The sequence below is a fragment of the Bacillus cereus group sp. BfR-BA-01355 genome (assembly GCF_022663675.1).
Taxonomy (GTDB): domain Bacteria; phylum Bacillota; class Bacilli; order Bacillales; family Bacillaceae_G; genus Bacillus_A; species Bacillus_A thuringiensis_S.
Genome location: NZ_JAKUFY010000342.1, coordinates 1 through 344, shown reverse-complemented (window position 1 = coordinate 344; position 344 = coordinate 1). Strand labels below are relative to the sequence as shown.

Genomic DNA, 344 nt, shown 5'->3' with positions numbered 1-344 from the left:
GCCAGCAAAGCTAGAAGTGTTAAATAAATGGAACATTGACCGTATTAGTATTAATCCGCAGTCATATCATCAAGAGACACTAAAAGCAATTGGACGTCACCATACTGTAGAAGAAACAATTGAGAAATACCATTTAGCTCGTGAAATGGGAATGAACAATATTAATATGGACTTAATTATTGGTCTTCCTGGTGAAGGGTTAGATATCTTCAAGCATACGTTAGATGAAACAGAAAAGTTAATGCCAGAATCATTAACAGTTCATACGTTATCATTTAAACGTGCTTCTGAAATGACGCAAAACAAACGTAAATATAAAGTAGCAGGTCGCGAAGAGATTACAG

General features: G+C 35.2%; 1 protein-coding gene. It reads left to right on the top strand.

The window, feature by feature from the left end:
* Positions 1-344, top strand: a 344-nt coding sequence (locus tag MR167_RS31950; RefSeq protein WP_242316276.1) for a radical SAM protein, incomplete at both ends; no start/stop codon positions are given.